16 protein-coding genes are annotated in these 15,286 nt (G+C 64.8%); 7 read left to right on the forward strand and 9 right to left on the reverse strand.

Annotation, left to right across the window (positions count from 1 at the left end):
• The first annotated feature begins 183 nt into the window (after nucleotides 1–183).
• The 4 genes from AC1DHL_RS03995 (at nucleotide 184) to AC1DHL_RS04010 (ending at nucleotide 4,750) form a co-directional block, all read left to right on the forward strand.
• Entirely contained in the window at nucleotides 184–1,266 is a 1,083-nt protein-coding gene (locus tag AC1DHL_RS03995; RefSeq protein WP_478160753.1) for a flavin reductase, read from the forward strand.
• An 84-nt stretch (nucleotides 1,267–1,350) separates the two neighbouring features.
• Complete coding sequence (locus AC1DHL_RS04000) at nucleotides 1,351–2,826, forward strand: aldehyde dehydrogenase (RefSeq protein ID WP_478100328.1); 1,476 nt, start codon at nucleotides 1,351–1,353, stop codon at nucleotides 2,824–2,826.
• A gap of 25 nt (nucleotides 2,827–2,851) precedes the next feature.
• Nucleotides 2,852–3,844 carry a Bug family tripartite tricarboxylate transporter substrate binding protein gene (locus tag AC1DHL_RS04005; protein WP_478160755.1) on the forward strand — a complete coding sequence of 331 codons (993 nt, stop codon included), beginning with the start codon at nucleotides 2,852–2,854 and terminating at the stop codon, nucleotides 3,842–3,844.
• 24 nt (nucleotides 3,845–3,868) lie between these two features.
• Nucleotides 3,869–4,750, forward strand: a complete 882-nt coding sequence (locus tag AC1DHL_RS04010; protein WP_478160757.1) for an NAD(P)-dependent oxidoreductase — start codon at nucleotides 3,869–3,871, stop codon at nucleotides 4,748–4,750.
• A 15-nt stretch (nucleotides 4,751–4,765) separates the two neighbouring features.
• Here the strand turns inward: AC1DHL_RS04010 and AC1DHL_RS04015 are convergent, their stop codons facing one another.
• Nucleotides 4,766–5,683, reverse strand: coding sequence for a LysR substrate-binding domain-containing protein (locus AC1DHL_RS04015; protein ID WP_478160759.1), 918 nt, complete (start codon nucleotides 5,681–5,683; stop codon nucleotides 4,766–4,768).
• 156 nt (nucleotides 5,684–5,839) lie between these two features.
• Here AC1DHL_RS04015 and AC1DHL_RS04020 point away from each other — a divergent pair, with 156 nt between their 5' ends.
• The gene (locus AC1DHL_RS04020) at nucleotides 5,840–6,418 is read left to right on the forward strand and encodes an NADPH-dependent FMN reductase (protein WP_478160761.1); all 579 of its coding nucleotides are present in this window, start codon (nucleotides 5,840–5,842) and stop codon (nucleotides 6,416–6,418) included.
• A 7-nt stretch (nucleotides 6,419–6,425) separates the two neighbouring features.
• Here the strand turns inward: AC1DHL_RS04020 and AC1DHL_RS04025 are convergent, their stop codons facing one another.
• The 7 genes from AC1DHL_RS04025 to badH form a co-directional block, all read right to left on the reverse strand.
• Entirely contained in the window at nucleotides 6,426–6,710 is a 285-nt protein-coding gene (locus AC1DHL_RS04025) for a hypothetical protein (RefSeq protein ID WP_478160763.1), read from the reverse strand.
• A gap of 75 nt (nucleotides 6,711–6,785) precedes the next feature.
• The gene (gene trxC, locus AC1DHL_RS04030) at nucleotides 6,786–7,223 is read right to left on the reverse strand and encodes a thioredoxin TrxC (protein ID WP_478160765.1); all 438 of its coding nucleotides are present in this window, start codon (nucleotides 7,221–7,223) and stop codon (nucleotides 6,786–6,788) included.
• A gap of 73 nt (nucleotides 7,224–7,296) precedes the next feature.
• Entirely contained in the window at nucleotides 7,297–8,181 is an 885-nt protein-coding gene (panB, locus tag AC1DHL_RS04035; RefSeq protein ID WP_478160767.1) for a 3-methyl-2-oxobutanoate hydroxymethyltransferase, read from the reverse strand.
• Between the two features lie 79 nt (nucleotides 8,182–8,260).
• Entirely contained in the window at nucleotides 8,261–9,916 is a 1,656-nt protein-coding gene (gene aliA / locus AC1DHL_RS04040) for a cyclohexanecarboxylate-CoA ligase (RefSeq protein WP_478160769.1), read from the reverse strand.
• A gap of 34 nt (nucleotides 9,917–9,950) precedes the next feature.
• Nucleotides 9,951–11,102, reverse strand: coding sequence for a cyclohexanecarboxyl-CoA dehydrogenase (aliB, locus tag AC1DHL_RS04045; RefSeq protein WP_478160771.1), 1,152 nt, complete (start codon nucleotides 11,100–11,102; stop codon nucleotides 9,951–9,953).
• A gap of 9 nt (nucleotides 11,103–11,111) precedes the next feature.
• Complete coding sequence (badI, locus tag AC1DHL_RS04050; protein WP_478160773.1) at nucleotides 11,112–11,894, reverse strand: 2-ketocyclohexanecarboxyl-CoA hydrolase; 783 nt, start codon at nucleotides 11,892–11,894, stop codon at nucleotides 11,112–11,114.
• A 39-nt stretch (nucleotides 11,895–11,933) separates the two neighbouring features.
• The gene (badH, locus tag AC1DHL_RS04055) at nucleotides 11,934–12,701 is read right to left on the reverse strand and encodes a 2-hydroxycyclohexanecarboxyl-CoA dehydrogenase (protein WP_478100349.1); all 768 of its coding nucleotides are present in this window, start codon (nucleotides 12,699–12,701) and stop codon (nucleotides 11,934–11,936) included.
• 138 nt (nucleotides 12,702–12,839) lie between these two features.
• Here badH and AC1DHL_RS04060 point away from each other — a divergent pair, with 138 nt between their 5' ends.
• On the forward strand, nucleotides 12,840–13,355 hold the full coding sequence (locus tag AC1DHL_RS04060) for a MarR family winged helix-turn-helix transcriptional regulator (RefSeq protein WP_478160955.1): 516 nt from the start codon (nucleotides 12,840–12,842) through the stop codon (nucleotides 13,353–13,355).
• A gap of 163 nt (nucleotides 13,356–13,518) precedes the next feature.
• Nucleotides 13,519–14,691: a D-alanyl-D-alanine carboxypeptidase family protein gene (locus AC1DHL_RS04065; protein ID WP_478160775.1), complete on the forward strand. Its 1,173-nt coding sequence runs from the start codon at nucleotides 13,519–13,521 to the stop codon at nucleotides 14,689–14,691.
• A gap of 28 nt (nucleotides 14,692–14,719) precedes the next feature.
• Here the strand turns inward: AC1DHL_RS04065 and AC1DHL_RS04070 are convergent, their stop codons facing one another.
• The gene (locus AC1DHL_RS04070) at nucleotides 14,720–15,274 is read right to left on the reverse strand and encodes a nucleoside 2-deoxyribosyltransferase (protein WP_478160777.1); all 555 of its coding nucleotides are present in this window, start codon (nucleotides 15,272–15,274) and stop codon (nucleotides 14,720–14,722) included.
• Between the last annotated feature and the right edge of the window lie 12 nt (nucleotides 15,275–15,286).

Raw genomic sequence — 15,286 nt, forward strand, 5'->3', positions numbered from 1 at the left:
CGCGGCATGTCCGATGGTCAATTTCTGCACTCCGATGAATCTATAGTCGGCGCGAATAATTCCGACGCTGGACGCGCGCCGGGCACTCATTGCCGGAACGTATATGTCCATTGATGCTGGCGATTTGTTGCCGCCACACCCCATTCCTACACTGCCCTGCATTCTGGTGAATGGGAGACATCGATGAACTTCGACAGCCGACAACTGCGACAGGTGCTGGGCGCATTTCCGACCGGCGTGACAGTGGTGACCACGATCGACGACGCGGGCAAGCCCTACGGCGTCACAGCCAATTCGTTCAGCTCCGTATCGCTGGATCCGCCGCTGATCCTGTGGAGCCAATCAATGAAGTCCACGAGTCACCACGCATTCCGCGACGCGGAGCGCTTCGTGGTGAACATCATGGCGGACGACCAGGTCCACGTGGCCAACCAGTTCGCCAAATCCGGCGACGACAAGTTCTGCGGCATCGCGGTGCGGCCGGGACTCGGCGGCGTTCCGATCATCGACGGCAGCGCCGCCTACCTGGAGTGCGTGAAGATCGCGGCCTACCCGGGCGGCGACCACACCGTGTTCATCGGGCAGGTGGAGCACATCGATCGCGCACCGCGCGACTCGCTCGCTTTCGGTGACGGCAAGTACAAGGTCACCTTCGCGCATGATCTCGGCGGCCGTGTCGGCAGTGTCGACGGTGTCGCCTGCCTGCCCGCGCTCGAAGCGGTTCGACTCTCAAGCGCCGCCCTGCCGCATATCTGCGAAGAGATCGGGCAACGCACCCTGGGGCTGGCCGTGTGGGGAAGTCACGGCCCCACCATCGTGCGATGGGAGCCGGCGCGAGAACCGGTCAGCCCCTATCTGCAGACGGGCGTCGTCGTCAGCCTGACGCAGTCCGCCACAGGGCGCGCCTTTGCCGCATTCATGGATTCGGATGCGACGGCGGCGGCCATGGCGCGCGAGTTGGAGAACAGGGCGGTTTCCGGAGACCCGGACAACGGGCGTCTGGCTTGCAGCATCGCCGAAGCCAGGGAGCACGGCATGGCCCGCGCCGTCGGGGAAGCGCCTTCGCGCCGTCACCAGGTGATCGTGAACGCCTTCAGCGCACCGGTGTTTGACGCCAGCGGGCAGATGGTGCTGGCTTTGTCCACGACCTGCCGCGCCGACCATCTCGCGCCGGATTGGGACGGCCCCGTACCCACCGCCCTCTTGCTCGCCGCTCGAAAGCTTTCAGCGCGCCTTGGCCACAAGGCTTGGCCGGCGACTAATTGAAAGACGATTTTCGTATTGGACTGCAATGACGCAGCGCCCATAGAGTTCCGCCCGACAACGAGATAACCCGAAGGAGACTTATCAATGAAGAAACACAGGCTCTACATCGACGGACGATACGTAGAACCGATCAGCGGCCGCACGCTTCCCAGCGTTAACCCTTATACGAGCCAAGTCTGGGCGGAGATCCCCGATGCCGGCGTCGCCGATGTCGAAGCCGCCGTGGCCGCCGCCGAGCGCGCCTATCGCGAGACCTGGCGGCATACCTCCGGCGTGGCGCGCGCCGCGATGATGCTGAAGCTCGCCGGCCTGATCGAATCGCACGCGCAGCGGATGTCCGTCATCGAAAGCACCGACAACGGCAAGATCGTGCGCGAGACGTTGCCGCAGATGAAGTGGGTGGGCCGCCAATTGCGCTTCTTCGCTGGCTACGCGGACAAGCTCTTCGGCCAGCACATTCCGCTCGACCAGAAGGACACCCTGGACTATCTCGTGCACGAGCCCTATGGCGTGGTGGCGCTCATCACGGCGTGGAACTCGCCGCTCGCGCTGCTGGCCAACAAGCTGGCGCCGGCGCTCGCCGCAGGCAACTGTGTGGTGGTAAAGCCTTCCGAGCATGCGTCCGTGTCGACGCTGGAGTTCGCGGCGCTGGTCGAGGAAGCGGGCTTTCCACCCGGCGTCTTCAACGTGGTTACCGGTGGCGCCGAAACCGGTCGCGCACTCGTCGACGCGCGCGGCGTTGCTCGCGTGAGCTTCACGGGAAGTCCTGGCGTGGGCCGCGAAATCGCCGCGGCAGCCGGACGCCGGCTCGTGCCTGTCACGCTCGAACTCGGCGGCAAGTCGCCGAACATCATCTTCGACGATGCCGATGTCGGCAAGGCCGTGATCGGCGCATTGGCGGGCATCTTTGGCGCCACCGGACAGACTTGCGTGGCGGGTTCGCGGCTGCTCGTGCAGCGCGGCGTGTACGACGAGGTCGTGCGCAGGGTGGCCGAGCGCGCGGCGTTGATCCGCATGGGCGACCCGATCGATCCCGCCACCGAGATGGGCACGGTGGCCAACGAGCCGCAGTTCCGCCGCATCCTGAATGCGATCGAGGGCGCCAAGGCTTCGGGTGCGAAGCTGGTCGTCGGCGGCGGCCGCGCTACTGGCCCGACGCTCGATGGCGGCTTCTTCATCCAGCCGACCGTGTTCGCCGACGTGAGCAACCGCAGCGAGCTGGCGCAGGAGGAAATCTTCGGCCCGGTCCTGGCGATCATCCCCTTCGACACCGAAGCCGAAGCCATCGCCATGGCCAACGACAGCCGCTTCGGCCTGGCCGCGGGCATCTGGTCCAACAACATTTCGCGCGTGATGCGCGTGAGCCGCGAGATCCAGGCCGGCTCGGTGTGGGTGAACACCTATCGCGCGCTCGCCGCGCAAGCGCCGTTCGGCGGGTTCAAGGAATCAGGCATCGGTCGCGAGCGCGGCGAAGCGGGACTTCGCGAATACATGACCACCAAGAACGTGATGATCGATTTCTCGGATGCCGAGCGCGACCCCTTCGCCATCAAGAGCTGACAACAAGGGCCCCCAGGAGACAAACATGTCAAAGAACTCATCCATCTCGCTGGTTCGCCGCGCCCTGCTGCTGGCGTGCGCGAGCACAGCCATGAGCGGCGCTTGGGCGCAGCAGGACTACCCGTCGCGCCCCATCAAGCTCGTCGTGCCCTTTCCGCCCGGCGGCTCGGTCGATGCCGTCGCGCGCACTCTTGCCCCGCAGCTCCAACGCCAGTTGGGACAGGCGGTGGTCATCGAGAACCGTCCGGGCGCGAACAGCGTTCTCGGCGCACAGACCGTGAAGCGCGCGCCGGCAGACGGCTACACGATCCTGCTCAACGCATCGCTGCAAGTGGTGAATCCGTTGATCATGACTTCGACCACCACCTACGATCCCGAGAAGGATTTCAAGCCGATCACCTACCTGGGCGCATTGCCGCAACTGGTCGTTGTCTCGGCCAACAGCCCCTACACGAACCTGCAAGCGCTGCTGGCCGACGCCAAGAAGCGGCCGGGCGAAGTGCAATGGGCCACCGCGGCCTACGGTGCAGGCGGCCACCTGGCGGCCGAGTTGCTGAAGGTCAAGGCCAAGGTCGACATGCCGATGATTCCCTACAAGGGAGGCGCACCAGCACTCAATGACCTGATGGGCATGCAGGTCGCCGCCATGATCGAACCCATGGCCTCGGCCTATCCCCTGGTCAAGGGCGGTCGTCTGCGCGCGCTGGCCGTGACCACATCGAAGCGCCTGCCGGGCCTGCCCGATCTGCCGACTGTTGCGGAAAGCGGCTTCCCCGGCTTCGATATGCCGAGCTGGTACGGCGTTTGGGCACCTGCCGGGACACCGCAGGACATCGTCGACAAGCTCAACGCCGAAATCAGGATCGCCATGCAGACGCCCGCGGTCACGTCGAAGCTTTCGGCGATGTATTTCCAGACCGTGTTGTCGTCGCCGTCGGAATTCGCGACCTTCGTCGCGCAGGAGTCGGCCATGGACAAGGACCTGGTCGCAACGGCAAAGATCAAGTTGGACGAATAAATGGACGAGAAGGAAAGAACCCAAATGACCACAATCAAATCCGTCGGCTTCGTGGGCCTCGGCGTCATGGGCGAGCACATGTGCGCGAACCTCGTGCGCAAGTCGGGTTTGCCCGTGCACATCTTCGATCAGTCTCCCGATGCCATCGCGCGGGTGGCGGAAAGAGGCGGCATCGCCGAGAAATCGCTCGAAGCGGTGGGCGCTGCAGCCGATGTCGTGTTTCTCTCGCTGCCGTCGATCGAGCAGGTCGAACCGGTCTGCGAAAGCCTGATGCGCGCATCGCCCGCGCCGAAGATGATCGTCGACATGAGCACGAGCGAAGTGGCGCGAACCCGCACACTGGCAGAGAGGCTCGCCGCCGCCGGCATCGCCTTTGTCGACGCGCCGGTCGCGCGCACACGCGAAGCCGCTGTGCAAGGCACCCTGTTCATCACCGTCGGCGGAAGCCAGGCCGACGTGGAAGCCATTCGACCGCTGCTGGCGTGCATGGGGAGCGATGTGCTGCACTGCGGCGTTGCCGGCTGCGGGCAGATCGTGAAGATCCTCAACAACATCACGGTCCTGATGACGGTCAATGCGTTGTCCGAGGTGCTGACGATCGGCCGCCGGGCGGGCGTCGATGGGCGCGAACTATTCAACGCGCTTTCGCAGGGTTCGGCGGACAGCTTCGTCCTGCGCAACCACGGTCTCAAGTCGCTGGTGCCTGATACCTTTCCCGAGAAGGTGTTTCCAGTCGACTATGCGATCAAGGATGCGGCGCTCGCGCTTTCACTCGCGCGTGAAGGCGGCTTCGATCCGCACATCGCCACGTACACGCACCAGATGCTTTGCAAGACGCGCGACGCCGGCTTTGCGCGCAACTACCACCCGGCGGTGATCAACCTGGTGGATGGTCGGGTCAGCTGAGGCGCTTGGTTGATCTCACTCAGGACAGGGCTCGATCTCGGTCCCTAGTGACTTGATCAGCCGCGGCACCAGCTGGCCGATCACGGCGAGCGTCAGGTCGGACGCGTGGCGCTCGCTCCAAATGGCTTCGAGTCGAACCCGGCCTTCGGCGGGCGCAATGTCGCGGAACTGGACGCCGGGGTAAGCGCTGAACTGGTACGAGCGCGGCACCAGCGCGATGCCGAAGCCCACTCGCACCATCTGGAAAATCGTCAATGGGCTGCGGGCGGTGTGCTTGATGGTCGGGCTGAACCCGGCTGCCGCACACGAGGCGATGACCGCGTCGAAGACCGTGGGCGCGTGAGCCCTCGACAGGGCCACCATCGGTTCGTCCGCGAGATCCGCCAAGGTCAGATCCGGATTCCCGGCATGCTTGTGATCGTCGGGCAGCACCACCGACAACGCCTCGCCGAAGATCTGCTTGCGGCTCACGTTCATCCGCTCAGGCTTGACGTGAGCGATGCCGATGTCGAGTGCGCCTTGCGATATCGCGCGGACTTGGTCGTCCGACTGCATGTCGCTGACCAGCACCTCGACATTGGGAAAATCCGAGCGCATCAGTTCCAGGAACTTGGGCATGACGCTGAAGAGCCCTGAAGTCGCCACGCCCAAGCGGATGCTGCCCGCATTGGTCTGGCTCGCTCTCACCGCCGAATTGACGGCAGATCGAAACTGATCCAGCAGAAGCCGGCTTTCTCGCAGGAAGACGGCGCCGGCGTCGGTCAGCCGAACCGCCCGGCGATTGCGTACGAAAAGCGCGACGCCCATCTCCTCTTCGAGAGACTTGATCTGCTGGGACAGGGGGGGTTGCGAGATATGCAGTCGGGTGGCCGCTCGACTGAAGCTCAGCTCCTCGGCCACCATGACGAAATAGCGGAGTTGCTTCAGATCCATTGTGGCGCGATGTTACTTCGGAGCACCTGACGCCCGCGATAGCGTCCGATAAGATCGTCGCAGGGCCAGTCAACAACCGCGCACATTGCCGAGTTGCAGCGAGCAGCGTCGCGCGGCATCGACATCACCGACATCCGTCAACATGCAAGAGGCTGAATGAGTCGCCCACCAAAGATCCTCGCGTTCGCAGGCAGCGCACGTGAAGCCTCCTTCAATCGCCGGCTGATCCGCCTCGGCGCGGCGGCCGCGCAGGAGACTGGTGCCGAAGTCACGCTGATCGACCTGGCGGACTATCCACTGCCGATCTACAACGCCGACATCGAGCACCGCGATGGATTGCCAGACGACGTCGGCAGGCTCAAGGCGCTGTTCTTCGCGCATGACGGCCTGCTGATCGCCTCGCCCGAGAACAACGCATCGGTGTCGGCGCTGCTGAAGAACACGATCGACTGGGTGTCGCGACCCTCGGGAGGCCCGATCGGCATGACGAAACTCGACGGCAAGGTGGCGGCCATCATGGCCGCAACGCCCGGCGCATACGGTGGGCTTCGGGGCCTGGTGGCGCTGCGCGCCATCCTCCAGTCGCTGGGCGTGCTGACCCTGGCGCGGCAATTCTCCCTGCCGCGCGCCGCCGACGCCTTTGCCGAAGACGGCTCGCTGCGAGACGCGGCATCGCACGACGCGATGGTCCAGGTCGTTCGCCAACTGGTGCACGTGGCGAGTCGACTCGCCTGATCCCCGTTCAGTCCCCTTCGCAGACAAGGCGCGCTTCGTGCACCAGATGGTCACGCACCAGCGCCAGGCCTTCGTCATCTTCGCTCGCGCCGCGCAGCGCCTGGACCATGTCGGCATAGTCCAGCACCAGCAGCATCCGGATCGCGTAGCACTGCGACTGCGAGAACTCACCTTGCGCCGTCAGCGCCTCGAGCTTCCGGGTCGCCTCGTTGGGCGCCAGGAGGTTCTGTTCGACCAGTTCGAGCACATGGCTGATCTGCTGGGCGCTCAGGGTTTGCGATTCGGGCGACATTTGCTTTCCTTTCGGGTGTCGCCTTCAGTCTCGACCGCGGAACTTAAGCGGTGCTGAAACGCCCGCGCCCTCCCCTCAGCGCGAGTGGGACTCTGCCCATCGGACGATGTCGGCCGCGCCCATCGCGCCGGCCTGCCGGGCCACCTCGCGCCCGCCCTTGAAGAGCGCCAGCGTCGGAATGCTGCGGATGCCGAAGCGCGCGCCCAGGGCCGGCACGGTCTCCGTGTCGACCTTCGCCAGCCGGATGTTCGGCTCCAGCCGAGCGGCCGCCTGCTCGAAACCCGGCGCCATCTGGCGGCACGGACCGCACCACGGTGCCCAGAAATCGACGAGCACCGGAATCTCGTTGCGCGCGATGTGCCGATCGAACGCGGCCTCATCGAGCGCCGTCGAGCGGCCTTCGAACAGCGGCCGGTGGCAGTTGCCGCAATCGGGCGCGCTGCCGAGCTGATCGCGTTTCACGCGGTTCGTGGTGTGGCAGTGCGGGCAGACGATGTGCAGCGATTCGTTCATGAACTCTCCTTCGACGCGGCGTCGGTTCCCGTTGACCTGGGGTCTTTGAAGCCGATTGCAAGATCTGCAAGGTCTACCAGGCGTGCAGCTGGTCGTCCGGAAAGCTCCCGTCCTTCACCGCCCGGACATAGGCCTGGAGCGCCTCCGCGATGCCCGGTGCACCGGCCATGAAGTTGCGCACGAACTTCGCCATGCGGCCAAGATTCATGCCCAGCATGTCGTGAAGCACGAGCACCTGCCCCGCCGTGCCCCGGCCGGCGCCGATACCGATGGTGGCGCACCGCTCCAGCTCGGTCGTGAGTTCCGCCGCCAGCGGGGCCGGGACCATCTCCAGCACCAGCATCGCCGCGCCCGCATCCTGCAGTGCATGTGCATGCTGCTTGAGTAAGGCGGCGGCCCCATCGTCCCTGCCCTGAACCCGATAGCCTCCGAGCGCGTGCACTGTCTGCGGCGTCAGGCCGAGGTGCGCGCAGACCGGAATGCCGCGCTCGACCAGGAAGCGCACCGTATCCGTGGTCCATCCGCCGCCCTCCAGCTTCACCATGTGGGCGCCGGCCTGCATCAGCACAGTGGCGCTGCGCAACGCCTGCTCCCGCGACTCCTGGTAGGTGCCGAACGGCAGGTCGGCAATCAGCCAAGCCGTGCCCTGGACGCGCCGGAGGCCCCGGTAGACGCTCTCGGTGTGATAGCGCATGGTTTCCAGCGTCACGCCGACCGTGCTCGACAGTCCTTGGCAGACCATGCCGAGCGAATCCCCCACCAACAGGCATTCGACGCCGGCCTTGTCCGCCATGGCAGCGAAGGTCGCGTCGTAGGCGGTGAGCATGGTGATCTTCTCGCCGCGCGCATGCATGTCCGCCAGGCGAGGCAAGCTCAGCGGCTTGCGCTGCGAAGGGGGTGATGCGGGTGGCAAGGTGCCGTACGGCGTCGCGGCGCCGGCTTCGGGAGCAGATGACATGGTTGACCTCCGGCTAGAGACAGTGACGACTTCGCCGGCAGTGAACTGGTAGCGGCGCGAGAAAGTGCGGAGTGTAAGTTCATGCCGCACTCTCGCGCACCAGTTCACGCACGATCTCGCGCAGCTTGAATTTCTGGATCTTCCCGGAAGGCGTCGACGGCATGGCATCGCGCACGACCAGTCGTTCAGGGATGTACTGGACCGCCACCTTCTGCGCCTTCAGGAACTGCACGATCGAGGGCATGTCGACGCTGTGGCCCGGCCTGGGCACCACCACCGCGCAGGCCCGCTCGCCAAGGCGCTCGTCGGGGTAGGCCACGATGGCCGCCATGGCGATGCCTGGGTGACGGTACAAGAGCGACTCGATCTCGACCACCGGGATGTTCTCGCCGCCGCGAATGATCACGTCCTTGCTGCGGCCGGTGATGCGGATGTAGCCCTGGGCGTCCATGCGCGCCAGATCGCCGGTATCGAACCAGTCGTCGGCGTCGGTGCCGTTGAGATGCGAGCGCCGCAGATAGCCGCCGAAGTTCGAGCACGAGCGCACGAGCAGCCTTCCGGGCTGATCGGCGGGCAGTACCTGGTCGTTCTCGCCGACCACCTTGAGTTCGACGCCGGGCAGCGGCAGCCCATCGGTCGTGACCGCGCGCAGGTCGTCGTCGTCCACCTGGATCAGCGTGACGGCGCCGTTCTCGGTCATGCCCCAGGCCGACACGATCTTGGTACCCAGCACCTGCCGCGCCTGCTCCACCAGCGGTCCCGGAATCGGTGCCCCCGCACACAGGAAGGTGCGCAGGCTCGGCACCTCGACCGCGGTTTCAGCCACGGTCCTGGCGAGGTCGGTCAGGAATGGCGTGGAGGCCATCGTGAAGCTGACGCGCTCGGCACGGATCGATTCGATGGCCTGCTTCGGCTCCCAGATATCGTGCAGCACGACGCTGGCCTTGAGGATGATCGGCATCATCAGGCCATACATGAAGCCTGTCTGGTGCGCCATGGGCGAGGCCATCAGCACCACGTCGTCGGCGCCGAGCCGCAGGCGCTCTGCGTAGGGAATGATGTTGGCCATGGTGGTGTTGGCCGAATGCATCACGCCCTTGGGCTCGCCGGTAGTGCCGGAGGTGTAGATCATCTGCATCACGTCATCCGGGCCGGGCCGGCTTCGCGCAAGGATCTCCTGCGCATCGGGCTCGTCTTCCCAGGCCACGCCGCTGAGCAATGCCTCGAAACTGTTGGGCCCGGTGCCGCCGACCACCACGACGTGCTTCAGATCGGGCAGGCCCGCTTGCAAGCCTGCCACCATGCTTTCGAAGTCGAAGCCGCGAAAGGTCTTCGGCACGATCGCGACCTTGGCCTCGCCGTGCTTCAGCATGAAGGACAGCTCGCGTTCGCGAAAGATGTGCATCAGCGGGTTCATCACAGCACCGATCCGCGAGCAGGCCAGATAGGTCAGCGTGAATTGCCACCAGTTGGGCAACTGGCAGGCCACCACATCGTTGCGGCCTACGCCGAGGCGCGACAGTCCCACCGCGACGCGATCGGCCATGCGCGCCATTTCGCGGTAGGTGAAGCGGGTCGTGACACCCTCCTCCACCCGCAGTGCAGTCAGGGCCACCTTGTCCGGATACGTCGCGACGCAGGCGTCGAGATCGTCGTTGATGGTGCGGTCATGCCAGAGACCTTGCGCCACCATCCGGGCACGGCGCGGGGGCAGCAATACGGCATCGAATTCCATGGTTTGTCTCCTCTTCTCTTTGGCGTTGCGAAAGTCAGGCGGGTACGGCGTTGCGGCCGGCACGGGTGCGCGCCACGATGGTCTTCATGATCTGGGCCGTCCCGTCGCCGATCTGGAAGCCCAGCACGTCGCGAAGGCGCTGCTCCATCACGCCGCGGTCGTAGCCACCGTGGCCGAACATCAGCAGGCACTGGTGGATCGCGTCGTAGGCGAGCTTGGGCGCCCACCATTTGCACATCGCGGCTTCGGCGGTGTGGGGGGCACCCTTGTCTTTCAGCCACAAGGTCTGCAGACACAGCAGGCGCGCGGCGGTCACCTGCGTATCGAAATCCGCCAGCGGATGCGACACGCCCTGGAAGGCCGACAGCGGCTTGCCGAAGGCTTCGCGCTGCGCCACGTAGTCCCAGGTTTCTTCCAGCGCGACACGCGCCACGGCCAGTACCTGCAGGCCGATGAGCGCGCGCGAGAAATCGAAGCCCTGCATCACCTGCACGAAGCCTCTGTTCTCTTCGCCGAGACGATGGCTCACAGGCACCCGCACGTTCTCGAAGAACAGCGAGCCGCGTCCGATGGCGCGCTGGCCGTGGCAATCGAAGCGGTTGCGCGTGACGCCCGGCAGGTCCATCGGCACAAGCAACGCCGTCACGCCGTGCGCTGCCGATTCGATCGATCCGGTGCGGCCGAACACCACGGCCGCGTCGGCCTGGTCGGCGGCGGAGATGGAGGTCTTCTCGCCGTTGATCACGTACTCGTCGCCCACGCGCTCCACCCGGAGGCGCAGGTTGGCTGCATCCGAGCCGCCGCGCGGTTCGGTGAGTGCGATGGCGAACAACGCCTCGCCACGCGTCAGCTTTCCGAGCCATGACTGGACCACTTCCGGCCGGCCGTGCGCCGACAGGATCTGCCCGTTGAGCGATGCCAGCAGATTGATGTAGGAGATGCTGAGATCCGCGCGCGCAATCTCCTCGTGGATGACACCTGCAGCCAGGCAGCCCATGCCTTGGCCGCCGTGCTCCTGCGGCAGCTCGGGCGCGATGAACCCCATCTCGCCCATTTCGCGCATCAGCTGGCGCTCGAGCACACGGGTCTTGTCGCGCTCCAGAAAGCCGGGGGCAATGCGCTCGGTCGCGAAACGGCGCGCATGGTCGCCAAGCGCTGTCAGGTCTTCGTCGAGATAGGGGTTCATCGCGGGCCCCTACTTCGCATACTTGCGGAATTCGGGCTTGCGCTTTTCCTTGAGGGCGTTCACGCCTTCACGCGATTCTTCGGTGTCGTAGTAGAGCTTGAGTGCGTACATGCCCATGCCGGCGATGCCGCTCTGGTGTGCGGTGTCGGCGTTGAAGCTGCGCTTGGCGATGGCGATCGCCGTGGGGCTGCGCTCGCAGATTTCCTCGGCCCACTTCTGCACCTCGGCGTCGAGCTGGTCGTGCGGGACGACCGCATTCGCCAGGCCCATGGCCACGGCCTCGGCGCCGCTGTAGCGGCGGTTCAGGTACCAGATTTCGCGTGCCTTCTTCTCGCCGACGACGCGTGCCAGGAAGGCAGTGCCATAGCCCGGATCGACCGACCCCATCTTCGGGCCGACCTGGCCGAAGATGGCCTTCTCGGACGCGATCGTCAGGTCGCAGATCGTGCACAGCACATTGCCCCCGCCGATCGCGTAGCCTTGCACGCGCGCAATCACCGGCTTGGGCACGTTGCGGATCGTGTCGTGCAGTTCCTCCATCGGCAGGCCGATGGTGCCGCGGCCGTCGTAGTTGCCGTTGTGCGCAGACTGGTCGCCGCCCGTGCAGAAGGCGCGGTCACCGGCACCGGCCAGCACGATCGCGCCGACGCCGCGGTCGTAGCCGGCGCGGTTCATGGCCCTGATGATCTCGTCGCAGGTCTGGCCGCGAAACGAGTTCATCTTGTCGGGCCGATTGATCGTGATCCAGGCCACGCCGTTGCGCACTTCGTAAAGGATGTCTTCGAAATCCATGGTGTTCTCCTTGGGTGTGTGGGGGATGCGGTCGAGCGATCAGCCGTTCATCGTCAGGCCACCGGAGACGCTCAACACCTGGCCGGTGACAAAGCCGGCGTCGTCGCTGGCGAAAAAGAGAATGGCGCCGGGCAGGTCGTCCGGCTGGCCGATGCGACCCAGCGGAATCGAGCGCGTGAATGCTTCCATCAGCTTTTCGGGATTGCCGGCGCCTTCCTTGTAGTCGGCGAACAAGGCGGTGTCGGTTGGGCCGGGGCACACCACGTTGACCGTGATGCCGTGGCGCGCATGTTCGCGGGCGATGGTCTTGGAAAACGCCACCAGGCCGCCCTTGCAAGCCGCATACACCGCTTCGCCTGAGGAGCCGACACGCGCTGCGTCGGACGCGATGTTGACGATGCGCCCTGACTTGCGCGCAGCCATGGCGGGCAGCACCGCGTGATGCATGTGCAGTGCACCCGTCAGGTTGATGGCGATCAGCTTGTCCCACTGGGCCGGCTCGGTCTTGGTGAAGGGCTTGAACACGTCCCAGCCGGCGTTGTTGACGAGCACGTCGATCGGGCCGAGGCTTTGTCGAGTGGCCTCCACTGCCTTGTCGACGCTGGCGCGGTCGGTGATGTCGCAGCGGAAGGCCTGGGCCTGCCCGCCCTCTTCCCGGATGCCCGAGGCGACCTTCTCAGCCGCCTCCAGGTTCATGTCGTAGACCGCGACCTTGGCGCCTTCGCGAGCGAAGCGCCGGCAAGTCGCCCCGCCGATACCGCCGCCGCCACCGGTGACCACCACTGTCTTGCTTTCGAATCTCTGCATCAGGTTCTCCATCAGGTTTGAAGCTTGCTATCGTCGACGCACTGAAGCTTGAAGATTTGCCATAATTACGTCAATGTGTTGTCTTATTATGCGACTTCAAAATCACAAGCGCAAGGCATCGCGAAGAGAGAGATTTCTATGGTTAACCCTATGAATAGTGAAGAAACGACAAGGATTGAACTGGCCAACCGGGTGTTCTTTCGGTTGTACCAATGTGCAAATATGTTGCATAAAACAGGCACAAAGGCGGTCGAGTCCGAGGGCCTGACGACGCAGCAATGGGCGGTGCTCGGCGCGCTGTCCAGGCCGGCCGTGAGCGGAGGCATGAGCGTGGGCGATCTGGCGCGCTACCTCAAGGTCAGCAGGCAGAACCTCTCCGGGCTGCTCAGCCGCATGGAAAGAGATGGGCGAATCCAGACCGCGGCGGACGAGCGCGACCGTCGATCGCGTCTCGTGTCAATGACGACCACAGGGATGCGCGTATGGCAAGACGAGGCCTTGCCGAAGATTCACGGCTATTACGCGCAGGTGCTCGACGGGTTCTCCGTGAATGACATCACCCACACCTTGCACTACCTGCTCAAGATCCTGGACAACATGCAAGTGGTCGACGACGGTCAAGGAGGCGGCGACGACGCTGCCCTGGATGCCTGACCCGTGCGCGACGCGCAGTGCCAAACAGCGATTCGTCCTGTTCGTGATCGCCATACGCGATAGACATTTTTGTTGGAAGGCCGATGGCCCGTGGAGGACAATCGGGGATCCGGAATTTCGATGGTCCGCCGTCCGACGGGCCTCTTTCACCCCCCCGACCTTCATGACTCGTCTCACTCGAGCGCTTCGCGCGCTGGCGCTGATTGGCGCCACTTCCATCGGACTCTTGGCACACGCGCAAGTACCCGTTCCTCCCGAAATCGCTGCGCCCAGCTATCTGCTCCTCGACGTCACATCCAACCAGATCCTCGCGGCGAAGGACATCGACACCCCGGTCGAGCCTGCGTCGCTCACCAAGCTGATGTCGGCCTATCTCGTCTTTGATGCGCTCAAGGCCAAGAAGATCACGCTGCAGCAAACCTTGCCGGTGAGCGTTCGCGCCTGGAAAATGCCGGGCTCGCGCATGTACATCGACCCCAAGATGCAGGTCCCGGTGGACGATCTGATCAAGGGCCTGATCGTTCAATCGGGCAACGACGCCACTGTTGCCTTGGCGGAGGGTGTAGGGGGTTCTGTCGAGCGGTTCGTCGAGATGATGAACGAAAAAGCCAAAGAACTCGGCATGAAGAACACGACCTACAAGAATCCCGAGGGTCTCCCGGCACCGGGCCACGTGACGACGGCGCGCGATCTCAGCATTCTTGCCGTACGGCTCAGACGTGACTTTCCAGAGGAGGTGAACTACTCCTCGATCAAGAAGTATCGCTATTCGGGTACGCCGGCCGCCAACGCCACCAACCGCAATACGATGCTCTTCCGCGATCCGACCGTCGACGGCCTGAAGACCGGACACACGGACGCAGCCGGCTTCTGCGTCGTCGTGACTGCAAAGCGCGACGCGCCGAATCTTCCAGGCGGCCGCCAGTTGCTCTCGATTGTTCTGGGCGCAAGCAGTGACCACGTGCGCACCGACGAGACGCAGAAGCTCCTGAATTGGGGCTATACCGCCTACGAGGACGTCCAGTTGTTCGCAGCGAGCCAAGCCGTGGCGACGCCGCGCGTCTGGAAGGGCGCGTCGAATACGGTGAAGATCGGCCGCGCCGAGCCCATCGTCGTGGCCGTGCCCGCGGGCTCGTCGGCGAAGGTCAAGACGCAAGTCGTGGAAGCGGACCCGCTGATCGCTCCGTTCACGCTCGGCCAGCCCATCGGCTCGCTGAAGGTCACCGTTGCCGACCAAGCGTTGACCGAAGTCCCGTTGGTCGCCCTCGGCGCCGTGGACAGCGCTGGTTTCGTCGGTCGCACCTGGGATGCCGCCCGGCTGAAGATGAAGTGGTGACCGCGGCTCGACGAGTGCCACCGCGTTCCTACATCAGGAGTTCGCGCGCCAACGATTCGAGCGCCTCGTGCGCCGTGTCCACGATGCGGATCGATCTTGAAAGCATGAGGTTGAGCGGCTGTCCGAGACCTTCGACCGTCACGCCCGTAGCCACCTCCCTGACCTTCCCTGCCGCATCTTCGGAGCAGGCAATGGATCGTGCGACGCGCTCGGCGTACGTGCCCGCGGGAACACCGTAACCGACGATCGGCTTGCCCAGTGCGACAGCGAAGCCGACCTCGAAAACCGTCCCTGAATCCGGCTCCTGTCCCCGAAAGGGCACCAGATTCGCAATCACAGCGTCAGCCTGGCGGATGAGCGCGACGTTGCCCTCGAAGATCGCCTGGGCGAGGTCGCCCGGATCTCTGCGCACGGCTGGCGAAAGCACCGTGTCGGTCGGCGCCAGTCCTTCCATGCCGAGCACAAGGCAATGCGCCTTCAAGGCGCCAAAGATTTCGGCGGCATCGGGGAAAAAGACATCGGGGCCGGCCAGGTAGACCTTCGGACGCCCGCGCTGCGAGTTGCCGGTGGGGACGGAGTTCATGCCGGGGATCGT

The organism is Variovorax sp. 10L426 (assembly GCF_056395305.1).

Coding starts and splice junctions, on each gene's coding strand:
- AC1DHL_RS03995 (WP_478160753.1), top strand. CDS start 184: ATGAACTTCGACAGCCGACAACTGCGACAGGTGCTGGGCGCATTTCCG.
- AC1DHL_RS04000 (WP_478100328.1), top strand. CDS start 1,351: ATGAAGAAACACAGGCTCTACATCGACGGACGATACGTAGAACCGATC.
- AC1DHL_RS04005 (WP_478160755.1), top strand. CDS start 2,852: ATGTCAAAGAACTCATCCATCTCGCTGGTTCGCCGCGCCCTGCTGCTG.
- AC1DHL_RS04010 (WP_478160757.1), top strand. CDS start 3,869: ATGACCACAATCAAATCCGTCGGCTTCGTGGGCCTCGGCGTCATGGGC.
- AC1DHL_RS04015 (WP_478160759.1), bottom strand. CDS start 5,683: ATGGATCTGAAGCAACTCCGCTATTTCGTCATGGTGGCCGAGGAGCTG.
- AC1DHL_RS04020 (WP_478160761.1), top strand. CDS start 5,840: ATGAGTCGCCCACCAAAGATCCTCGCGTTCGCAGGCAGCGCACGTGAA.
- AC1DHL_RS04025 (WP_478160763.1), bottom strand. CDS start 6,710: ATGTCGCCCGAATCGCAAACCCTGAGCGCCCAGCAGATCAGCCATGTG.
- trxC (WP_478160765.1), bottom strand. CDS start 7,223: ATGAACGAATCGCTGCACATCGTCTGCCCGCACTGCCACACCACGAAC.
- panB (WP_478160767.1), bottom strand. CDS start 8,181: ATGTCATCTGCTCCCGAAGCCGGCGCCGCGACGCCGTACGGCACCTTG.
- aliA (WP_478160769.1), bottom strand. CDS start 9,916: ATGGAATTCGATGCCGTATTGCTGCCCCCGCGCCGTGCCCGGATGGTG.
- aliB (WP_478160771.1), bottom strand. CDS start 11,102: ATGAACCCCTATCTCGACGAAGACCTGACAGCGCTTGGCGACCATGCG.
- badI (WP_478160773.1), bottom strand. CDS start 11,894: ATGGATTTCGAAGACATCCTTTACGAAGTGCGCAACGGCGTGGCCTGG.
- badH (WP_478100349.1), bottom strand. CDS start 12,701: ATGCAGAGATTCGAAAGCAAGACAGTGGTGGTCACCGGTGGCGGCGGC.
- AC1DHL_RS04060 (WP_478160955.1), top strand. CDS start 12,840: ATGGTTAACCCTATGAATAGTGAAGAAACGACAAGGATTGAACTGGCC.
- AC1DHL_RS04065 (WP_478160775.1), top strand. CDS start 13,519: ATGACTCGTCTCACTCGAGCGCTTCGCGCGCTGGCGCTGATTGGCGCC.
- AC1DHL_RS04070 (WP_478160777.1), bottom strand. CDS start 15,274: ATGAACTCCGTCCCCACCGGCAACTCGCAGCGCGGGCGTCCGAAGGTC.